17 protein-coding genes are annotated in these 21,208 nt (G+C 68.3%); 16 read left to right on the top strand and 1 reads right to left on the bottom strand.

What is annotated here, in order from left to right:
* Window positions 1-1,242 precede the first annotated feature (1,242 nt).
* The 12 genes from AB0H49_RS05815 (at window position 1,243) to AB0H49_RS05760 (ending at window position 15,213) form a co-directional block, all read left to right on the top strand.
* Complete coding sequence (locus AB0H49_RS05815) at window positions 1,243-2,361, top strand: polyprenyl synthetase family protein (RefSeq protein WP_357247615.1); 1,119 nt, start codon at window positions 1,243-1,245, stop codon at window positions 2,359-2,361.
* Complete coding sequence (locus AB0H49_RS05810; protein WP_357247612.1) at window positions 2,358-3,626, top strand: hypothetical protein; 1,269 nt, start codon at window positions 2,358-2,360, stop codon at window positions 3,624-3,626. Before AB0H49_RS05815 ends, AB0H49_RS05810 begins: the two co-directional genes overlap by 4 nt.
* A gap of 61 nt (window positions 3,627-3,687) precedes the next feature.
* A complete protein-coding gene (locus AB0H49_RS05805; RefSeq protein WP_355001418.1) occupies window positions 3,688-4,704 on the top strand; it encodes a fatty acid desaturase in 1,017 nt (338 codons plus the stop codon).
* Complete coding sequence (locus AB0H49_RS05800; protein WP_357247608.1) at window positions 4,695-5,531, top strand: isoprenylcysteine carboxylmethyltransferase family protein; 837 nt, start codon at window positions 4,695-4,697, stop codon at window positions 5,529-5,531. The genes AB0H49_RS05805 and AB0H49_RS05800 overlap by 10 nt, the downstream gene beginning before the upstream one ends.
* Before the next feature lie 164 nt (window positions 5,532-5,695).
* Window positions 5,696-6,751 carry a mevalonate kinase gene (gene mvk, locus AB0H49_RS05795; RefSeq protein WP_357247605.1) on the top strand — a complete coding sequence of 352 codons (1,056 nt, stop codon included), beginning with the start codon at window positions 5,696-5,698 and terminating at the stop codon, window positions 6,749-6,751.
* 43 nt (window positions 6,752-6,794) lie between these two features.
* On the top strand, window positions 6,795-7,856 hold the full coding sequence (mvaD, locus tag AB0H49_RS05790; RefSeq protein WP_357247602.1) for a diphosphomevalonate decarboxylase: 1,062 nt from the start codon (window positions 6,795-6,797) through the stop codon (window positions 7,854-7,856).
* Window positions 7,853-8,935 carry a phosphomevalonate kinase gene (locus AB0H49_RS05785; protein ID WP_355001422.1) on the top strand — a complete coding sequence of 361 codons (1,083 nt, stop codon included), beginning with the start codon at window positions 7,853-7,855 and terminating at the stop codon, window positions 8,933-8,935. The genes mvaD and AB0H49_RS05785 overlap by 4 nt, the downstream gene beginning before the upstream one ends.
* Window positions 8,932-10,017 (top strand): type 2 isopentenyl-diphosphate Delta-isomerase, encoded by a 1,086-nt coding sequence (gene fni, locus AB0H49_RS05780; RefSeq protein ID WP_357247599.1) that lies wholly within the window; start codon window positions 8,932-8,934, stop codon window positions 10,015-10,017. Before AB0H49_RS05785 ends, fni begins: the two co-directional genes overlap by 4 nt.
* Window positions 10,014-11,087 carry a hydroxymethylglutaryl-CoA reductase gene (locus AB0H49_RS05775; RefSeq protein WP_357247596.1) on the top strand — a complete coding sequence of 358 codons (1,074 nt, stop codon included), beginning with the start codon at window positions 10,014-10,016 and terminating at the stop codon, window positions 11,085-11,087. The genes fni and AB0H49_RS05775 overlap by 4 nt, the downstream gene beginning before the upstream one ends.
* A complete protein-coding gene (locus AB0H49_RS05770; protein WP_357247593.1) occupies window positions 11,084-12,256 on the top strand; it encodes a hydroxymethylglutaryl-CoA synthase in 1,173 nt (390 codons plus the stop codon). Before AB0H49_RS05775 ends, AB0H49_RS05770 begins: the two co-directional genes overlap by 4 nt.
* An 8-nt stretch (window positions 12,257-12,264) precedes the next feature.
* Window positions 12,265-13,788, top strand: coding sequence for an NAD(P)/FAD-dependent oxidoreductase (locus tag AB0H49_RS05765; RefSeq protein ID WP_357247590.1), 1,524 nt, complete (start codon window positions 12,265-12,267; stop codon window positions 13,786-13,788).
* A gap of 186 nt (window positions 13,789-13,974) precedes the next feature.
* The gene (locus tag AB0H49_RS05760) at window positions 13,975-15,213 is read left to right on the top strand and encodes a glycosyltransferase (protein ID WP_357247587.1); all 1,239 of its coding nucleotides are present in this window, start codon (window positions 13,975-13,977) and stop codon (window positions 15,211-15,213) included.
* Here the strand turns inward: AB0H49_RS05760 and AB0H49_RS05755 are convergent.
* A complete protein-coding gene (locus tag AB0H49_RS05755) occupies window positions 15,170-16,126 on the bottom strand; it encodes a LysR family transcriptional regulator (protein WP_357247585.1) in 957 nt (318 codons plus the stop codon). The two genes, AB0H49_RS05760 and AB0H49_RS05755, sit on opposite strands and share 44 nt — an antisense overlap.
* A 64-nt stretch (window positions 16,127-16,190) precedes the next feature.
* On the opposite strand from AB0H49_RS05755, the gene AB0H49_RS05750 reads away from it, so the two are divergent.
* From AB0H49_RS05750 to AB0H49_RS05735, 4 genes are read left to right on the top strand one after another with little or no spacing between them, the layout of a single operon-like run.
* Window positions 16,191-17,351, top strand: coding sequence for an XdhC/CoxI family protein (locus AB0H49_RS05750; protein ID WP_357247582.1), 1,161 nt, complete (start codon window positions 16,191-16,193; stop codon window positions 17,349-17,351).
* A 56-nt stretch (window positions 17,352-17,407) separates the two neighbouring features.
* Window positions 17,408-18,298: a xanthine dehydrogenase family protein subunit M gene (locus tag AB0H49_RS05745; protein ID WP_355001430.1), complete on the top strand. Its 891-nt coding sequence runs from the start codon at window positions 17,408-17,410 to the stop codon at window positions 18,296-18,298.
* Between the two features lie 2 nt (window positions 18,299-18,300).
* Entirely contained in the window at window positions 18,301-18,819 is a 519-nt protein-coding gene (locus AB0H49_RS05740; RefSeq protein WP_355001431.1) for a (2Fe-2S)-binding protein, read from the top strand.
* Entirely contained in the window at window positions 18,816-21,206 is a 2,391-nt protein-coding gene (locus tag AB0H49_RS05735) for an aerobic carbon-monoxide dehydrogenase large subunit (protein WP_357247578.1), read from the top strand. The genes AB0H49_RS05740 and AB0H49_RS05735 overlap by 4 nt, the downstream gene beginning before the upstream one ends.
* The last annotated feature ends 2 nt before the right edge of the window (window positions 21,207-21,208 follow it).

The raw sequence follows: 21,208 nt of genomic DNA, 5'->3' as shown, positions 1-21,208 counted from the left end.
TCCGATTCCTCTTCGGACGCTGTCGCGAAGGCCGCGGTGTCAGCGGGGTGACTGAGATTCGTTTATTATCAAGCACTTTGAAGCGAAAGCGCGAAGCTGTCGGACGCGCGTGGGTCAACGGCTCGGATCGCGAGCCGATCAACGAACGATAGCGTTCGCGAACGCGCGCGGCAAGGCTGTCGCGGCGTCACGGCCTACTTCCCACGCCTCGAGAGGGTAGCGGCAGACGCATTGCGGAATACGCTACGAGCACGTAGAAGCAAACAAGTAGCGATCGAATGATGTTGCCCTCGAACGATTTCCGGAGCAGGGCCGTCTGATTCGGGTTCGCGATGGTCCGGTACTGGGGATCGTTCCATGACTACCCTCCGCCAGGCCCGGTGGTCGAGCACTGAACCAGCGTCTGTCTGAGTTGCATTGTCGTGCAATGTGATTCCTCACAGAAGTTTGCCCAAAGAATTCCGGTCGGTTTCAACGCGCGCCTAGATGTGTTGTGCGGTAGCCTCTTTCGCTATGTTCGTGGTTGAAGAACTTGTTGCGCTCGTGGTTGCGCTGGGTGATGGACGGGCTGCGGCGGGCGTAGAGCAAGACCATGTGGAACGACTACTACCGGGTGCGTGACCATCTGCGCGCGTACGCGGACGAGCACCCCGGCGATCCGGACGGTGTGCTGGTTGTGGACGAAACCGGGTCTTTGTACAAGAACGTGAAAACCCTTCGGGCGCAGTGCCTATGCTCGCGTCCAACAGGTGCGGTCGAGATCTGTCGGCTCGACCGTCTCGGCAACGGGCATGTCCTCGCTGCGTCGCACCGCCGGGCCACCCCGACTACCGCGGCCGACCTTCGCTCCGAACATAATGGTGCACAACTCATTTCACGGCACTCGACATCGAAGTCGACCCGGTTACGCGATGGTTCCGTAGCCGGAGAGCCGTGGATTCCCGAACGGGCGACGGTCGCACTGCCATCCGCCCCACGGACCACTCCCCCCGGACTCAGCTGCGGACCCATCGCTCGGCGGATACCATCGCCGACTCCCGCGGGCGACCACGAAATCGCCGCCTAGCTGCGCTCCGCACTCACCGAGACCAGCGACGACCAGCTCACCGAAGTCGCGGTGGCGGCAACGACGCCTGCTACCCGAACGGCCGATTCGTCCGTAACAGCACGCCCTCTTCAGGCCCGTGGTCGCCGCCGCATGCCCGACTCCGCTCGCTATGACACCGAAGGAGCTCACCGCCAATGGACAATCCCACGTCACCGTCAGGACTTCAGGAGGACGGGCACCTGGTCGCGGCCATGTCCGGAGGGTCGAGCACCGCGGTCGCGGACGGCCGCGTGCACGTCGCCACCCCGGCGGCGAACGGACATACCCGCGCCGACTCCGCAGAGCAGGTCGTCGCGCCGGTCGACCAAGCGGCGATGGTCACCGAGAGGATGCGCGAAATCCTGGTCACCGGAGGCGATTTCGACGACATATACCGTCACGTCCTGACCGCCCCCGGCAAACGGGTCCGGGCCAGACTGGTACTGGACTGCCATCGCCTGCTGCCGTCGGCCGTCTCGGCGTCCGTCCCCGACGCCGTCGATCTGGCCTGTGCGATGGAGATGCTCCACGAAGCGTCGCTGATCCACGACGACATCTGCGACAGTTCCCTGCTGCGGCGCGATTCCCCCTCGGTGCCCGCCTTGTTCGGCATCCGAACCGCCGCCCGGGTCGGCTTCCACATGGCGGGCACCGCATTACAGGTCTTGGCGCGGGTACTGGAAGACAACCCGGTGGTCTGCGCACACCTCGGTGAGGCTCCCGGCGTCACCTATCTGGACAGTATCTCGGACCTTTCCGCGGGGCAGCTCGTGGAGACCATGACTCCCGACGTCGACGACGCCGCGCTGCGCAGGCACTACGAGGTCGTCGCTGGCGCGAAGACCGGCACACTGTTCCGGCTGGCCTGCTCCTACGGCGGTACGGCGGGCGGTGTCGACCACGACCGGCTGCGCGCCCTGATGCGCTACGCCGAGCAGTTCTCCCTGGCCTTCCAGATCATGGACGACGTGCGCGACGTCGAGGGCGACCCCGCGCTCGGCAAGGAGGCCTGCGGCGACCTGGACCGCAGGGTGCCGACCTGGCCGGTGATCGAATGGCTGGCGATACGCCCAGACGCTCGCGAAATGTGGCTGTCCTCAACGACTTCCAGTGCCGAATTGCAGGCCGACCTGGTACGCAGCGGGGCGACCAAGGCCGCGCACGACGCCGCGATCCGCGCCGCCGAGACGGCCTGCGAGGCGCTGGAGACGTTCCCGCCGACCCCGGCGCGGGACGACCTGCGCAACCTGGCGCTACAGGTGGTGTCCCGATGACCGGAGGAAGACTCGGCATCCTCGCCAACGGGCTGCGCGACCTGCGCCGCGCACCCGATCTCACCGCGCTGCGGGCGGCAGGCTCGCCGGACGAGCTGGCCAGGCTGGCACTGATCCCGGCGGCGCGCAACATGGGCATCGCTATCGGTTTCCTCGGCGCGGATCTGCGGGCCGAGGCCACCGCGGCGCTGCTCGCCTGTCGCGTGCTCGACGCCTACGAGGACCTGATCGACCGTCCGCTGGCGGGCAGCGCCGTGCGGACCGCCGCCGAGTACCTCACCGGCAATACCGACACCCCGCCGCCACCGCCGGAGCGTGTCACGGTCCGCGACAGCGAAGCCGTGGACCTGGTGCTGGCCGAACGCATCGCGGACGTGCGCGCACTGGTGTCGGCGCTGCCCGTCGCGGCACGCGAACGCGTGGGCAGCCTGCTGCTCGATATCGGCGATGTGATGGCCCGCAACCTCGATTCGCCCCTCCCGCGGGTCGCCTACAGCGAGGGAGTGCTCGGCCGCGTGACGCATTACGCGTGCACGATGGCCGCCGAAGAGGCTTGTGCCGAAGCGGATTTGCGCGAGCTCACCGCATGCGTCGGCGTCATCGCCCAGGCGGCCAACGACCTGCGCGACGGCGAACTCGCGCTCTACGGCGTCGCCGACCGCGCGGAACTGACCCGAGCGGTGATGCTGCGACTGCTCGCGCCGGCCCTGGGCGGGTTCGCCCTGCTGGCCCGGCTCGGCCCGCGCACACCGAACCCGGGCGCCCGGGCGGCGATGGCGTACATGGCCATCACGACGACCGGCTTCCTGTGCACCACGGTCGGGGCGCCGGTCCCCTACCGGCGGCCGATCGGTGCGACCGCGCTGGCCATCCTGTCGCCCGCGCGCTGGGCCAAGATGGTCGAGCGGGTGCAGCGATGCGCCGACGCGGCGATCCACCGGGTGCTCGACACCTCGCCGGAGCTCGGCGCCGGTTCCGACGCCGCGGCGCGGCTGCTCGGCGCGGTCGACCCGAGCAGGCTCCCGCCCGCGATGGTGCCGCTGATCGTCGACACCACCTTCGCCCTCGTGCGGGCGCTGCCGGACGAACCGCTGACGGGCAAACTCTCCGCCTCCGACATCCGCACCATGATGATCGCCGATCACCTGGCGTTCGGCGCCCTGGACCGGCTGCCACCCCGCGGAGCCGACGAGATGCGCGCCCTCGCAACAAGATTCCAGCTGGCTGCCCTCGACAGCACAACCCTTGGAGGAGATCGCCCGTGACCAGTCCGTCGACCGGCTTCGGCATCGGAACGCCCGCCACCAACACCCGAGGAGAACACCTATGACCACCGTGCCAACCCGTCCCGGCGACGGAACGCCCCCGGCGTCCTCCGACCAACCGCCGTTCAGCCGGCGGGTGCTGAAGCTCGAGCACCCGGCGAACGTCGGCCCGCTACTGCACATCGTGGCGTGGGTCGTGCTGCTGTCCTTCGGCCTGTTCGTGCCGATCGCCACGAACTGGTACCTGGCTGCCCCACTGATCCTCCTGCTGACCTTGCTGAACTTCTCGCTCACCATCGGCGTGATGCACATGCACACGCACCGGGCGCTGTTCGTCTCGCGGCGGCTGAACCGATTCGTGGACATCATGTGCTGTCTGCCCGCCACGCTGACCTCGGCGGAGATGCGCGAAGTGCACGTGCTCAACCACCATCGGTTCAACGACGGACCGGGCGACGTCACGTCCACCGAGGGCATGGAGCGCGGGCTCGGCGCCGTGTGGTACTGGATCAGGTACGGCACGATCGTCAAGAACCACACCATGCGAATGATCTTCGCCGCCAACCCGTCCGAGGGCCGCCGCAAGCGTCGCCACACCTTCGTCCTCGATCTCACGCTGGCTTTGGCGCTGCCGGTGGGCATCTGGTACGTCGCGGGCTTCGAGCGGTTCGCGCTGTTCTGGGCCCTGCCGTTCCTCATCACGCAGGTGAACTCCGGCTACTTCGCCTGGCTGACCCACGCCCCGGCGCGGGTGTTCGAGGACGATCCGAGCAAATCGCTGAACACCGCGGGCAACTGGCTGAACTTCTTCATCTTCAACCAGGGCTACCACAGCGTGCACCACCGGTACCCGGGCGTGCACTGGTCGCAGATCCCCGACAAGCTCGACTTCATGCGCCAGGTCGACGCGGCCGTCATCGTGCCTTACTGGATGACGATCCAGTCGTCGTGGCGCCTGGTCCGGCCCGGTGGCTTCCTCGACGCGCGCTACGGCGAGCGCTGGAAGGCCAAGCTGGACAAGCGGATGGAGACGGGGACGGTCCGCCTGCGGTTCCTGCCCTGGTTCGCATGGATCTGACCACCACGCAGCAACAGGTTCGGGGCGCGCTGACGGACCGCCGCCGGCTCGTCCCGTTCCTGCTCGCCTTCGGCGTCTACGGCGTCGCCGGAGTGACCGTGCCGCTGCTGCTGTTGTTCGCCGGAGGCTGGTGGCTGCCCAAGACCGTCGACGAGGGACCGCACCTGTCGACCGGTCCGGCCATCGCCATCGACGTGCTGCTGCTGGCGCTGTTCGGCTTGCAGCACTCGGGTATGTCGCGACCCGCGTTCAAGGCGTTCATCACCCGCTGGGTGCCGGAAGCCTTGGAGCGCACCGTCTACATCGTCATGGTCTGCCTGGTCGTGTGGGTGATGTGCCTGGCATGGCAGCCGCTGCCCCAACGAATCTGGTCGGCGGACGGCGTCGTCGGGACCGTGCTCGACGCCGGGTTCTGGCTCGGCTTCGTGCTGGTCTACGCGGCGACGTTGCTGCTCAACCACTTTCACCTGCTCGGCATCAGTCAGGCATACCGCCACTACGTCATCCAGGTACCGGACGCGACCATGGACCGCCTACAGGTGCACGGGCCCTACCGTTTGGTGCGTCATCCGTTGATGACCGGCCTGCTGCTGTCGTTCTGGTGCGCCAGCGACATGACGGCCGGGCATCTGCTGTGGGCGGTCGGGTTGACCGGCTACATCCTGCTCGGCACGTTCCTGGAAGAGCGCGATCTGGTCGCCCGCTTCGGCGCGGCCTACCGCGCCTACGCCGAGCAGGTTCCGGCCTTCTTCCCGTCACCGCTCGGTCCCTCGGCGCGGGCACGTCTGCGCCAAGCTCTTCTCGGCCGTTCGGATCAGCCGCAGTGACGGCCGAGTTGCGTTCTACCTGAACGTTTTCCGCTCTACCGCACGACCGTGGCCCTGGGTCGCCGCACATCGACGTGGCCATCGGCTGTGCACTGTCCGTCACCGGTTCGTCCCAGTACGGGAACGAGCCGCTGACACCTGCTCGAGTTGGGAGAGGAAACGACGTGAACAGCGTTCGCGAGGGCAGCGGACCCACCGCGGGACCCGCCGCGGGCACGGGCAGTGGACCCACCGCGGGCACCGGCAGTGGGCACGGCGCCCGCACGTGCAAAGGGCACGGCGCCGGTCGCGCCCACGGCAAGGCGATCCTGCTCGGCGAGCACACGGTGGTGCACGGCACGCCCGCGCTCGCGTTTCCCTTGCCGACGCTCGAGGCGCGCGCGGTCGCTCGCCGGGGTGGACCTGAAGTTCCTTCAGGAATCGATTCCCCTGCAGGACAGCAGTTTCGGTTCACCGCTGGCGATGGATCCACCGCGTCGTCCGGTGCGCACGTCGCGGTCGAGGAGGCGTTGCGGCGATGGGGTTCGGCGGGTGAGGTGGTCGAGGTCGTGCTCGACTGCGAGATCCCGCCCGCGCGTGGCCTAGGGTCCAGCGCCGCGTGCGCGGCGGCCGCGGTGCGGGCGATCGCCGACCTCTACGGCCGGACCGTCGGCTCAGACACGCTCTACGAGTTGGTCCAGTGCGGTGAGCAGTTCGCACACGGCCGAGCCAGCGGCGTGGACGCCAGCGCCGCGGTCGCGGCCGGGCCGATCCGGTTCCAGGCCGGGACGGCGCGCGAGCTGGCCGTCGGCTTGGACGCCGCCCTGGTGATCGCCGACACGGGGACGGCGGGCGCCACGCAGCACGCGGTAGCCGCCGTTCGCCGCAAGCTGGACGCCGACCGGAGAGCGGCCGACCGGCTGCTGGAGCGGGCGGCGAACCTGATCGAGTCGGCGGCTGCGGATCTGGCGGCCGGTCACGCCGAGCCGCTCGGCAAGACACTGCTCGAATTCCAAGGCCTGCTGACCGAACTCGGCGTCAGCACACCCCAGATAGACACCCTCGTCACCGCGGCGTCCGACGCCGGCGCGTACGGCGCGAAACTCACCGGCGGGGGCCTCGGTGGATGCGTCCTGGCCCTCACCGAGACCGGCGACGGCGCCGCGAACGTACGCGCGGCGCTGCACCGGGCGGGCGCCGTGCGGACCTGGATCGTTCCGGTCCTAGGCGCACAGCAATGACCGATTCCCGATTCACCTCGATACCGGAGCTCGAGACACGCCAATGACATTCACAGCTGGAGCAGAGCTGGCCGACCCGCTCGCGGATCGACTCGGCGACAACGCGATCGGCGACGCGGCGGTCGCCGTCGCGCACCCGAACATCGCCTTGGTGAAGTACTGGGGCAAGCGCGACGAGACGTACTTCCTTCCCGTCACGGGAAGCCTCTCGATGACCCTCGACATCTACCCGACCACGACCGCGGTGCGGTTGAGCGCGGAACCGGCCGACACCGTCGTGCTCAACGACCACTTGGCGGTCGGCGACACGCACGCCAAGGTGGCGCGGTTCCTGGATCTGGTCCGCTCGCGGGCAGGCCGCGACGAATACGCCATGGTCGTCTCCACCAACGCCGGACCGACCGGCGCTGGCCTGGCCTCCTCGGCGAGCGGCTTCGCCGCGCTGGCCGTCGCCGCGGCCGCCGCCTACGGACTCGACGCGGATGCTCGGGCGCTCTCGCGGCTGGCTCGACGTGGCTCCGGGTCGGCCTGTCGTTCCATCTTCGGTGGGTTCGCGGTGTGGCACGCCGGGGAGGGCGACGGCGAGGCGGGAGACGCGAGTTCCTACGCGGAACCGATCGACGGCGACGCACTGGATCCGGCGCTGATCGTCGCCGTCGTCGACGACGGGGCCAAGGCGGTGTCGAGCCGGGAGGCGATGCGGCGGACCTGCGACACCTCGCCCTTCTACCAGCCGTGGGCCACCGCCTCGCGGCTCGACCTCGCGGAGATGCGCAAGGCGATCGCGCGCCGCGATCTGCCCGCCGTCGGGGAGATCGCCGAGCGCAACGCCCTGGGCATGCACGCCACCATGCTGCTGGCCAGACCGTCGGTCCGATACCTGTCACCACGCTCGGTCGCGATCCTGGACCGGGTGCTGGCGCTGCGCGCGGACGGCGTCGCCGCGTACGCCACCATGGACGCCGGACCGAACGTCAAGGTGCTGTGCGCCCGCGCCGACGAGCAGCGGGTGACCGCCGCCCTGCGCGACGGCGGCGCCGTCGCCGACATCCAGGTGGCGCATCTGGGCCCCGGTGCGGCACTCGTCCGAGACGACGAGCGATGATCACCTGTCGCGCCCCGGGAAAGCTGTTCATCGCAGGCGAATACGCCGTCGTCGAACCGGGGCGCCACGCCGTTCTCACCGCGGTCGACCGCTATGCCACCGCCACCGTCGGCACGGCCGGTGACGAAGCCACGACACTGCATTCGGAACTGGACGGCGGTGTGACGCTGACCTGCGGGCGCATCGGCGACGGACTGGTTCCCTCCGATGGCGTTGTGCCGCCGAATTTCAGCTACGTCTTCGCGGCGGCCGCGATCATCGATCGGCTGCTCGTCGAGCGCGGTCTCGTGGCGCGCCCCTACCGGCTGAGCATCAGCACCGACCTCGCCGACGAGGACGGGAGAAAGCTCGGACTCGGTTCCAGCGCAGCCGTCACGGTGGCCACCGTCGCGGCACTGGGCCAGTTCTACCGGCTCGGACTGAGCCTGATGGACCGGTACCGGTTGGCGATGCTGGCCACCGTGTCGATCAACCCGCGTGCTTCCGGCGGCGACGTCGCGGCGAGCACCTGGGGCGGCTGGATCGCCTACAGCTCCCCCGACCGTCGGCGCGCGTCCGAGGTGGTGGCCGAGGGCGGAGTCGACGCCGCGCTGCGTGCGCCATGGCCGGGGCTGTCGGTGCGCCCGCTACCCACGCCGACGGAACTCGCCATGCAGGTCGGCTGGACCGAGACGCCCGCGTCGACACCGAAATTGGTCGCCGGGCTCCGCGAGCTCGGCACGCCCGCCGACTTCGTGGTCGAGAGCGACCACTGCGTCCAACGACTCGTCGCCGCGCTGGAAGCCGACGACGCACCAGCGATCCGTACTGAAATCGACTGCGCCCGAGTGCTTTTGGTCGACCTCGATACGAGAGCTCGGTTGGGCATCATGACGCCGTCGCTGCGTGCGCTGTGCGCGGCGGGTGAGGCGGTCGGCGCCGCGGCCAAACCCTCCGGCGCGGGCGGCGGCGACTGCGGCATCGCGCTCGTCGACCGCGTCCGCACCGCGGCGATCACCGAGCTCACCGAACGCTGGGTCAGCGCGGGCATCCGGCCGCTCTCGCTGCGAACACATCCATTCGAAGGGGATCGGCGATGATCGCGAGCCGCAAAGACGACCACGTCCGCCACGCCGTGAGCCAGCAGCGCGACGGCGGCCCCAACGACTTCGACTCGGTCACCTTCATCCACCACGCTCTCGCTGGCATCGACGGCGACGACGTGTCGTTGGCCGTCGATGTCGCCGGGAAGCGCTGGGACACACCTCTTTTCGTCAACGGCATGACCGGAGGCAGTCAGCACACCGGAGAGATCAACCGGCAGTTGGCCATCGCCGCCCGGGAGACCGGGATTCCCATCGCGTCCGGATCGATGAGCGCCTTCTTCCGCGACCCCTCCGTCGCCGACACCTTCCGGGTGCTGCGCGAGGAGAATCCGCACGGCTTCGTCATGGCGAACGTCAACGCCACCGCCACGCTGGACGAGGTGGCGCGAGCGATCGATCTGCTGGAAGCCGACGCGCTGCAGATCCACCTCAACGCCGTCCAGGAGATCGTGATGCCCGAGGGTGACCGGTCTTTCGGTTCCTGGCCCCAGCAGATCGAGCGCATCACCGAGCACACGTCGGTGCCGGTGATCGTCAAAGAGGTCGGATTCGGTCTCAGCAGACCCACCGTCACCTGGCTGCGTGACGCGGGCGTGGCCGTCGCCGATGTCGGCGGTCGCGGCGGCACCAATTTCGCGCGCATCGAAAACGACCGGCGCACCACGGCGGACTTCGCCTTCCTGGCGGACTGGGGCCAGTCAACGCCGAACTGCCTGGTGGATTGCGCGGGTGTCACCGGCATCGACCTCTTCGCCTCCGGCGGCATCCGCTCACCTCTCGACATCGCCCGTGCATTGGCGTTGGGCGCCAACGCGACCGGGGTCGCGGGCCGCTTCCTCGAGACGCTCGTCAGTCACGGCACCGACGCGTTGATCGAGACGATTCGCACCTGGCTCGATCAGCTGCGGCGGATTCTCACCGTGCTCGGCGCCCCGACGCCCGCCGACCTGGCCGGTAGCGACCTGCTGATCACCGGCGAGGTGGACACGTTTTGCCGGCTGCGCGGTATCGACGCGGCCTCCTATGCCCACCGGAGCCCCCGGTGGAACGAATCGGAAAGAAGGAGCCACGCGTGAACGACGAGTCTTTTGCGGCGGTGCCGCTGCGGTGGGTCGGGCCGGTGCGCATTACGGGCAACACCGTCGACGACAGTGTGGACGTCCCCCTGGCCACCTACGAATCGCCGTTGTGGCCTTCGGTCGGTCGCGGTGCGCGGATCTCCACGCTGACCGACAAGGGCGTGGTGGCCACTCTCGTCGACGACCGCATGACCCGCTCGATCCTGCTCGAGGCCGACGACGCCTACACCGCGCACACCACCGTCGGACAGCTCCGAGACCGATTCCCCGAACTCCAGCAGGTGGCCGCGGGCAGCAGCCGGTTCGCCCGCCTGATCGACCTGCACCACCAGATCACCGGCAACCTGCTGTTCCTGCGCTTCGAATTCACCACCGGCGACGCCTCCGGTCACAACATGGCCACCCTCGCCTGCGACCACCTGATGAACCACATCCTGGCCACGATGCCCGGCCTGCGGTACGTCTCGATCTCCGGGAACTACTGCACGGACAAGAAGGCGACCGCGGTCAACGGGATCCTCGGCCGCGGCAAGAACGTCGTCACCGAACTGCTCATCCCCCGCGAAGTGGTCGAGAAGCGGCTGCACACCACCGCTCGCCAGGTGGCGGAGCTGAACATCCGCAAGAATCTCATCGGCACCTTGCTGGCCGGTGGAATCCGTTCCGCCAACGCGCATTACGCCAACATGTTGCTCGCGTTCTACCTGGCCACCGGGCAGGACGCCGCGAACATCGTGGAAGGGTCCCAGGGCATCACCCACGCCGAGGACCGCGAGGGCGACCTCTACTTCTCGTGCACGCTGCCCAATCTCATAGTCGGGACGGTGGGCAACGGCAAGGACCTGAGTTTCGTCGACGACAACCTGACCCGCCTGGGTTGCCGCGCGGATCGCGATCCCGGCGACAACGCCCGTCGGCTCGCCGTCATCGCCGCGGCCACCGTGCTGTGCGGCGAACTGTCGCTGATGGCGGCGCAGACCAACAGCGGCGAATTGATGCGCGCCCATACCCAATTCGAACGGCCCACCGCAAGCGTCCCCACCGCCAGTATCGGAGCACAGCCATGACCATCACCCCGGTAGGAATTCACGACCTTTCCTTCGCCACCACCCACTACGCGCTCGACCACGCGGTGCTCGCCGAGCGCCTCGGCGTCGATCCCGACAAGTTCTACCTCGGCATCGGCCAGGAGAACATGAGCGTCGCCGCCGCCGACGAGGACATCGTCACCATCGCCGCGGCCGCCGCCAAGCCCATCCTGGACCGCCACGGCGTCGACAACATCCGCACCGTGCTGCTGGCCACCGAAAGCGGTGTCGACCAGTCCAAAGCGGCTGGGCTCTATCTGCATCCGCTGATCGGCCTGCCGAACACCGCCCGCGTCGTCGAGCTCAAGCAGGCCTGCTATGGCGGCACGGCCGGATTGCAATTCGCCGCCGGGCTCATCGCCCGCGACCCTTCGCAGCGCGTGCTGGTCATCGCCACCGACATCGCCAAGTACGAGCTCGACACCCCCGGCGAACCGACCCAGGGCGCCGCCGCGGTCGCGATGCTCGTGAGCGCGAATCCGGCCATCCTGCAACTTGATCCGCAGTCCGGTATCTACAGCGCCGACATCATGGACTTCTGGCGTCCGAATTATCGCACCGCCGCCATGGTCGACGGCAAGACCTCCGTCAACGCCTACCAGAAGGCCACCCAGGAAGCCTGGACCGACTACCGCCGCAACGGTGGGCGCGAGCTCACCGAGTTCGCCGCGTTCTGCTACCACCAGCCGTTCACCAAGATGGCCTTCAAGGCACACCGCCACCTCCTGGAGAGCCAGGGGCACACCGCCGACGCGGCGGAGATCGACGCCGCGATCCACAGCACGACTATCTACAACCGCACGGTCGGCAACAGCTACACCGCCTCGCTCTACCTCGGTCTGGCGTCGCTGCTCGACCACACCGACGACCTGACCGGTAAGCCGCTCGCCTTCATCAGCTACGGATCGGGCAGCGTAGCCGAATTCTTCAGCGGCACAGTGCAACTGGGCTATCGCGAGCACCTGCGCACCGACGCCAACCGGGACGCCATCGCGACCCGCGTCGGGCTCGACTACGACCGTTACCGCGTCCTGCACGAAACCGAATCGCCGTCGGACGGGATGTATCACGCCATCCCCGAGGAGACCGGCCGCCCGTTCCGGCTGGCCGCGATCTCCGGCCACAAGCGCATCTACGAAGCTCGTTGAGGAGCGGTATGAGTGAAAGCAACACCAACGATCCGGCACCGCGGCACACACGTGTCCTCATCATCGGTAGCGGGCTTTCCGGAGTCGGTACGGCCGTTCGGTTGACCCAGGAGGGGCACACCGATTTCCTGGTCGTCGAGCGTGGTGACGATGTGGGCGGCACTTGGCGGGTCAACACGTATCCCGGTGCGGGGTGCGATGTTCCGTCGCAGCTGTACTCGTACTCGTTCGCGCTGAATCCGGAGTGGTCGCGGTCGTTCTCGCCGCAGCCGGAGATCCACCGGTACATCCAGGGCATCGCCGACCGGTACGGGCTGCGCGACAAGCACATCTTCGACTGCGCGATGACGGGCGCCCGGTGGAACGACGCGGACGCCCGGTGGGAGGTCGAGACCACGCGCGGAAAGTTCACGTCCGACATCGTCGTCTCCGCGGCCGGGGTGCTCGCCGAGCCGAATCTCCCCGATATCAAGGGAATTCACTCCTTCGAGGGTGAGATCTTCCATTCGGCGCAGTGGGATCACGACGCCGATCTGGCGGGTAAGCGGGTCGCGGTCATCGGCACGGGCGCTTCGGCGGTGCAGATCGTGCCGTCCATCGCGCCGCAGGTCGCGCAGCTCGACGTCTATCAGCGCACCGCGGGATGGGTGTTCCCGCATCTCACCCGCAGGTACCTGGCGCCGGAGCGGTTCGCCTTCAAACATGTTCCGGGGCTTCAGCGTTTGATCCGCGGTCTGATCTACGCCAACCGCGAGCTGTTCGTGATCAGCCAGGCCAAGTACCCGGCCACGGCCGTGTACCTCGAGCTGATCGCGCGCGTGAAGCTGTGGTTGGAGGTGCGCGATCCGGCGTTGCGCAAGCGGCTCACCCCGAACTTCCGGGCGGGCTGCAAGCGCCTGCTCGTCTCGAACCGGTTCTACCCGGCGCTCACTCGGGACAATGTCGAGCTCGTCACCGACGGCATCGAGGAGATTCGCGGACGCTCGATCGTCTCGGAGGACGGCACCGAACGCGAGGTCGACGCCATCGTGCTGTGCACCGGCTTCCATGTCGCCGATTCGCCGACCTACAGCATGTTCACCGGCCGAAACGGACTCACCCTGTCCGAGGAATTCGATACCCACGGGCTACAGGCCTACAAAGGCACGACCGTCGCGGGCTTCCCGAACCTCTTCACCATGCTCGGCGCCAACTCCGGCCTGAACTACACCTCGCTGATCTACATCATCGAATCCCAAATCGCCTATGTCCTCGACGCTCTCGCGACGATGGACAAGCAGGGGCTGCGGACGTTCGAGGTCCGCAAGGACGTGCAGGACGAGTACAACCGCGGCGTGCAGCAGAAGATGGCGCGCAGTGTGTGGTTGACCGGCGGGTGCACCAGCTGGTTCCTGGACCGGCACGGAAACAATCCGACGCTGTGGCCCGACTTCAGCTTCCGGTTCCGCGGGCAGTTGCGCAGGTTCGATGTGACGAACTACGCGACGACTCCTGTTGCGGCACAAAGCAATCCGACTACGTCGGTAGCGTGAAGATCGGACTGTTCCAACTGTAGCCACCGGGCAGGCCATCGCGCGTCGACGGCCTGCCCGGACCTCGACGATTCTCCCCTTCCCCTTCTCAAGATATAGCGCACCGGGGGGCTTGCGGCAAGACCCGGGTCATGGCCCATCATTGTCGGCCGGAAGCCATGACCTGCGGAAATGGGGAGATCTGAAGTGCGTGTGTTGTTGACGACGGTGGGATCGCGCGGAGATGTCGAACCCGTGGTCGGGCTCGCGGTGGCGTTGCGGGAGCTCGGCGCGGAGGCGCGGGTGTGCGCGCCGCCGGACGAGGAGTTCGCGGCACTGCTGGCGCGTGTCGACGTGCCGCTGGTGCCGCTCGGCCCGCCCGTGCGCTCGGTGGTCGCCGGTGCGAAGCCGCCGACGGCGGACGACGCGTTCCGGTTCGCTCGCGAGTTGGTCGCGGCGCGGTTCGCCACGCTGACCGAGGCGGCCGAGGGATGTGACGCGCTGCTGGCGACCGGCCTGATGCCCGCCGGTGCGCGAGACGTGGCCGAGAAGCTGGGTATCGGCTACGTCTTCGCGTGCTTCCAGCTCTACGGACTGCCGTCGCGGCACTTCCCTCCCGGCGCGCGGCCGGGCAAACAGTCCCCGCAGAGCGAGACGGACAACCGGGTGCTGTGGGAGCAGGACGCCCAGCGGGTGAACGCGCTGTACCGCGAGGCGCTCAACACCCACCGGGCGGAGATCGGCCTGCCGCCGGTGGTCAACGTCCGCGACTACGTCTTCACCGACCAGCCGTGGCTTGCGGCGGACCCGACGCTGTGTCCGTCGAAGGGCATGACGGACCTCGACCTCGTGCAGACCGGGCCGTGGATTCTGCCCGACCATCGCCCGCTTCCGGAAAGACTGGAAGCGTTCCTGGACGCCGGGGAGCCGCCGGTGTACGTGGGCTTCGGCAGCATCGCCTCGTATGTCCCGAAGGACATCGCCCAGGTGGCCATCGAGGCGGTCCGCGCGCAGGGCCGCCGCGTCGTCCTCGCGCGCGGCTGGGCCGAGCTGGCTCTGATCGACGACGCCGAGGACTGTTTCGCCGTCGGGGAGGTCAATCAGCAGGCGCTGTTCGGCCGCGTGGCCGCGGTCGTGCACCACGGCGGCGCGGGCACCACGACGACGGCCGCCCGGGCGGGCGCGCCCCAGGTGGTGGTGCCCCAGATCGCGGACCAGCCGTACTGGGCCGACCGGGTGGCCGGGCTCGGCGTCGGCGCGGCACACGACGGCCCCATACCGACCGTCGAATCCCTCTCGGCCGCACTCGAAGTCGCCTTGACCCCCGAAACGCGCACGCGAGCAGGGGCCATCGCGGACACGATCCGCACCGACGGGGCGACGGTCGCCGCGAAGATGCTCCTCAACTCCACAGTGTCACATGCACTTTCGGCCGGAACCGCGTGACGCCCACGCCGGAGCCGCGGATCATCGCCTGGATGCAGCGCGGGGTGGTGATGAACCGGAGTAGTTCCGACACCGCGGGCTGGCGAGCGTCGGGGGGCAGGGTGGTCGCGCACCACTCGTCGGATATCTGCAGGCCGGGGCCGTTGATGTGGGTCAAGCGACCGGCGGCGAGGTCGGAGGAGACGGCGAAGCCGATTGTCAGGGTGATGCCTCCGACGCGGCGGACCTCTTCGAGAGCGGCGGCGTCGCTCTGGAAGATCCGCTGCTGTGCTTCGGGAATCGCCAACTCGCGCAACATCGTCGCGATATGCCCGTCGACACTGCCCGCGCTCGGACCGAGCATCCACTGCTGCTCACGCAGCAGCGCCGGATGCGGTGTGGCGCCCGCCAGCGGGCTGTCGGGGCGCGCGACGGAGATGATCCGATACTTCAGGAACGGCCGGGCGGTGACGGTCGTGTCGGAGCCCTCCGGCGCGGGCCCGAGCGCGATGTCCACCGCGCGGGTCTCGATCAGCCTGCGGAACTGGCTGGTGGGATGCACGCTCAGCTCGACCGACAGATCCTTCGCCCGCGCCGCGAACAGATCGATGAGGCCGGGTGCGGCATGTTCGGCGAACGCGCTCGACGCCGCGATGTGGAGCAGCCGTCGGCCGTGCGCCGCCTCGCTCACCTCGATGGCGGTCTGGCGCTGCAGTCCGAGGATCTCGATCGCCCGGCTGGCCAGCCGCAGACCGCCAGGTGTGAAGATCAGCCCCGCCGCCGCGCGGGTGAACAGCGGATCGTCGAGCTCCTTGCGCAGCTGGGCGATGTGCATCGAGACACCGGCGTCGGACATCCCCAGCTCTCTGGCCGCCGCGTGGACGGAGCCGAGCCGCACCACGGTCGAATAGGCCCTGAGCTGGGCGGGCGTCACGATCCGAGTCTAGTTTGGAGATGGACGCGGTGCCTACCGCCGCATTGTGCCCGGAGGACACATCATGCAGGACGTGCTCACGGATCTGATGACAACCTGGAACGCCGGGGGCACGGCCGGGGTCGCGACGGTCGTGCGGACCTTCCGTTCGGCGCCGCGACCGCCGGGTGCGGCCATGGTCGTCGCCTCGGACGGGACGGTCGGCGGTTCGGTCTCCGGTGGTTGCGTCGAAGGCGCGGTCTACGAACTCGCCACCGAGGTCGTCCGGACCGGTCGCCCGGTGCTGCAGCAATACGGCTTCTCCGACGACGACGCGTTCGCCGTCGGTCTCACCTGCGGCGGCATCATCGATATCTTCGTCGAGTCGATCTCGCGGGAGACGTTTCCGGAACTCGGCGAGGTCGCCGCGGACATCGCCGCCGACCGGCCGGTCGCGATCGCGACTGTCATCGAGCACTCCGACGCCGCCTGGGTGGGGCGACGGCTGGTGATCCGGCCGGACAGCGCACACGGCACGCTGGGTTCGGCGCGCGCCGACGACGCGGTGACCGATGACGCCCGCGGGCTGCTCGCGGCGGGCCGCAACAAGGTGCTGACCTACGGTCCGGACGGGCAGCGCCGCGGCGAGGGCATGGCGGTTTTCGTCGCGAGTTACGCGCCACAACCGCGGATGCTGGTGTTCGGCGCGATCGATTTCGCCGCCGCGGTCGCCAAGCAGGGATCGTTCCTCGGTTACCGGGTGACGGTGTGCGACGCGCGACCGATCTTCGCCACCTCTGCCCGCTTCCCGACCGCCGACGAGGTCGTCGTCGACTGGCCACACCGTTATCTGGCCGCGCAGATCGAGGCGGGCGCGATCGATTCACGGACCGTCGTCTGCGTGCTGACTCACGATCCCAAGTTCGACGTTCCGCTGCTCGAGGTGGCGCTGCGCCAGCCGGAGATCGGCTATGTCGGTGCCATGGGGTCGCGCCGTACGCACGACGAGCGGATGGCCCGGCTGCGCGCGGCCGGTCTCACCGACGAGCAACTCGCCCGGCTCGCCAGCCCGATCGGACTCGATCTGGGCGGCCGGACGCCCGAAGAGACGGCGGTCTCGATCGCGGCCGAGATCATCGCACGACGCTGGGGCGGACATGGCCGCTCGCTGACGGAAACCGGCGGCCGGATTCACCACACACCCGGCGCGAACAGCGAATTAAGTGATTCCTTAAATCGGTCTTGACGGCGGCATCAGCGGGGCAGAGGCTGAGCTTCCCCCATCGATGTGAGGTCGATCACATGCAAGTTCCTGGGCCATTCGAATACGAGCGCGCGACAGGCGTGGATCACGCCATCGGACTACTGGACCGGCTGGGGGAAGAGGCGCGCATCATCGCGGGCGGGCACAGCCTGCTGCCGATGATGAAGCTGCGCTTGGCCAATCCGGAATATCTGGTCGACATCAACGACCTGGCCGCCGAGCTGGGCTACATCGTCACCGATCCGACCTTGGTGCGCATCGGTGCGATGGTCCGGCATCGGAATCTGCTCGAATCGGACCGCCTCGCCGCGGTGTGCCCGATCTTCCGCGACGCCGAGCGTGTGATCGCCGATCCGGTCGTGCGCAACCGCGGCACGATCGGCGGCTCGCTGTGCCAGGCCGATCCCGCCGAAGATCTCACCACGGTCTGCACGGTCCTCGGCGCGACCTGTCTGGTGCGCGGACCGTCCGGCGAACGGGAGATCGCGATGGACGACTTCTTGACCGGTCCGTACGAAACCGCCATGTCGCACAACGAACTTCTGATCGAGATCCGGATTCCCGTGCGGCACCGGACATCCAGCGCCTACATGAAGGTGGAGCGCCGGGTCGGCGACTGGGCGATCGCGGCGGCCGGCGCGACGGTGACCTTGAACGGCGACGCGATAGCGGCCGCGCGGATCGGTCTGACGGCGGTCGATCCCGATCCGGCGGCGCTGACCGCCGCGGCGGACGCGCTCATCGGCGAGCCGCCCACCGAAGAAGTCTTCGCGGCGGCGGGCCGCCGGGCGAGCGCGGCGTGCTCGCCTGTCTCCGATTCCCGCGGCAGCGCGGACTACAAGCGCCACCTCGCGTCCGAACTGACGATCCGCGCGCTGCGCACGTCGGTCGAGCGCGTAATGAACCATCCTGCGCTGAAAGGGAATTAGCCATGCAGGTAACCATGACCGTCAACGGCGAGCCGGTCACCGCGGAGGTCGAGCCGCGCACCCTGCTCGTGCATTTCCTGCGAGATCAATTGCGGCTCACCGGCACCCACTGGGGCTGCGACACCAGCAACTGCGGCGCCTGTGTGGTGGAGGTCGACGGCGAACCGGTGAAGTCGTGCACGATGCTGGCCGTCATGGCGGGCGGTCATGCGGTGCGCACCGTCGAGGGACTCGAAGTGGACGGCCAGCTCGATCCCGTGCAAGAGGGCTTCATGCAGTGCCACGGGCTACAGTGCGGATTCTGCACGCCGGGAATGATGATCACCGCCCGCGCACTGCTCGACCGCAACCAGAATCCCGACGAGCAGACCATCCGCGAGGCTATCTCGGGCCAGATCTGCCGCTGCACCGGGTACACCACCATCGTGCGGTCGATCCAGTGGGCCGCGTCGAAGCAACGAGGCGAAGCCGCGGAACCCGAACCCGCTTCCACGGCAGCGCCGGCGGGGAGCGCGTCATGACCGCCGTCGAGCCCCGCCCCGAAGACCGCGTCGACAACGACCGCAAGCCGTGCGGTCACGGCAGGATGCTCCGCAAGGAGGACCCGCGGTTCATTCGCGGACGCGGCAATTTCGTCGACGACGTGGCGCTGCCCGGCATGCTGCATTTGGCGATCCTGCGGTCCCCGTTCGCGCACGCGAAGATCGTCAGCGTCGACGTCTCAGCGGCACAGGCGCATCCGAAGGTCAAGGCGGTCGTCACGGGCGCGGATCTCGCGGCCAAGGGCCTGGCCTGGATGCCGACACTGTCCAACGACGTGCAGGCGGTGCTGGCGACGGACAAGGTGCGGTTCCAGGGTCAGGAGGTGGCCTTCGTCGTCGCCGAGGATCGCTACTCCGCGCGCGACGCGTTGGAGCTGATCAATGTCGAGTACGAGATGCTCGAGCCGGTGATCGACGTCCGGAGGGCGCTGGCGCCCGAGACGCCGGTGATCCGCACCGATCTCGAGGGCAAGCGGGACAACCACTGCTTCGACTGGGAGACCGGTGACGCCGCCGCGACCGAGGCGGTGTTCGCGCGCGCAGATGTCGTGGTGAAGCAGGAGATCGTTTATCCGCGGGTGCATCCCGCGCCGATGGAGACCTGCGGCGCCGTCGCGGATCTCGATCCCGTGACGGGAAAGCTCACGCTGTGGTCGACGAGCCAGGCGCCGCATGCCCACCGCACGCTCTACGCGTTGGTGGCCGGACTGCCCGAGCACAAGATCCGGGTGATCGCACCCGATATCGGCGGCGGGTTCGGCAACAAGGTGCCCATCTATCCGGGATATGTCTGCGCCATCGTCGGATCGCTGCTGCTGGGCAAACCGGTGAAGTGGATGGAGGACCGCAGCGAGAATCTGGTCAGTACCGGGTTCGCCCGCGACTACATCATGGTCGGCGAGATCGCGGCCGACACCGACGGCAAGATTCTCGCCATCCGGTCGACCGTGCTCGCCGATCACGGCGCCTTCAACGGCACGGCCGCGCCGTTGAAGTATCCGGCGGGCTTCTTCGGCGTCTTCACCGGTAGCTACGACATCGAGGCCGCGTACTGCAAGATGACCGCGGTCTACACCAACAAGGCCCCGGGTGGCGTCGCCTACGCGTGCTCGTTCCGGATCACCGAGGCCGTCTACTTCGTCGAGCGGTTGGTCGATTGCCTCGCCCAGGAACTGAAAATAGATCCGGCCGAACTACGGTTGCGGAATCTGCTTCGCCCCGAACAGTTCCCGTACACCAGCAAGACCGGCTGGGTCTACGACTCCGGCGACTACGAGAAGACCATGCGCCTCGCGATGGACATGATCGGCTACGACGCGTTGCGAGAAGAGCAGCGGGAGCGACGCGCACGCGGCGAGCTGATGGGCATCGGAATGTCGTTCTTCACTGAGGCCGTCGGCGCGGGTCCGCGCAAGGATATGGACATCCTCGGGCTCGGGATGGCCGACGGGTGCGAGCTGCGCGTCCATCCGACCGGCAAAGCCGTTGTGCGCCTGTCGGTTCAGACCCAGGGGCAGGGACACGAGACGACGTTCGCCCAGATCGTCGCCGAGGAACTCGGCATCCCGCCGGACGACATCGACGTGGTGCACGGCGACACCGATCAGACGCCGTTCGGCCTCGGCACCTACGGCAGCCGGTCGACACCGGTCTCGGGCGCGGCCGCCGCGCTGGTGGCGCGCAAGGTGCGCGACAAGGCGCGGATCATCGCCTCCGGCATGCTCGAGGTCTCCATCGCCGACCTCGAATGGGAGAAAGGCTCGTTCCACGTCAAAGGCGATCCGTCCGCGGCGGTCACGATTCAGCAGATCGCGATGCGCGCGCACGGCGCCGGTGATCTCCCCGAGGGGATCGAGGGCGGACTCGACGCGCAGATCTGCTACAACCCGGAGAATCTCACCTACCCCTACGGTGCGTACTTCTGCGTCGTCGACGTCGACCCGGGGACGGCCGTGGTGAAGGTCCGACGCTTCCTGGCCGTCGACGACTGCGGGACCCGGATCAATCCGATGATCATCGAGGGCCAGATCCACGGCGGTGTCGTCGACGGCATCGGCATGGCGCTGATGGAGATCATCGCCTTCGACGAAGACGGCAACTGCCTCGGCGGATCCCTGATGGACTACCTCATCCCGACGGCGCTCGAGGTTCCGCATCTGGAGACCGGGTTCACGGTCACCCCGTCCCCGGTGCATCCGATCGGTGCGAAGGGCATCGGCGAATCGGCCACGGTCGGATCGCCCGCGGCGGTGGTCAACGCGGTGGTGGACGCGTTGGCGCCGTTCGGAGTTCGGCACGCCGACATGCCGCTGACGCCGTCGCGGGTGTGGGAGGCGATGCAGGGCAGGCCGAGACCGCCCATCTGAGT

It is taken from the genome of Nocardia sp. NPDC050713 (genome assembly GCF_040654315.1).
In the GTDB taxonomy this organism is placed as follows: domain Bacteria; phylum Actinomycetota; class Actinomycetes; order Mycobacteriales; family Mycobacteriaceae; genus Nocardia.
The sequence above is the reverse complement of the archived record's forward strand: the minus strand, read 5'-3'. Positions and strand labels throughout refer to the sequence as shown.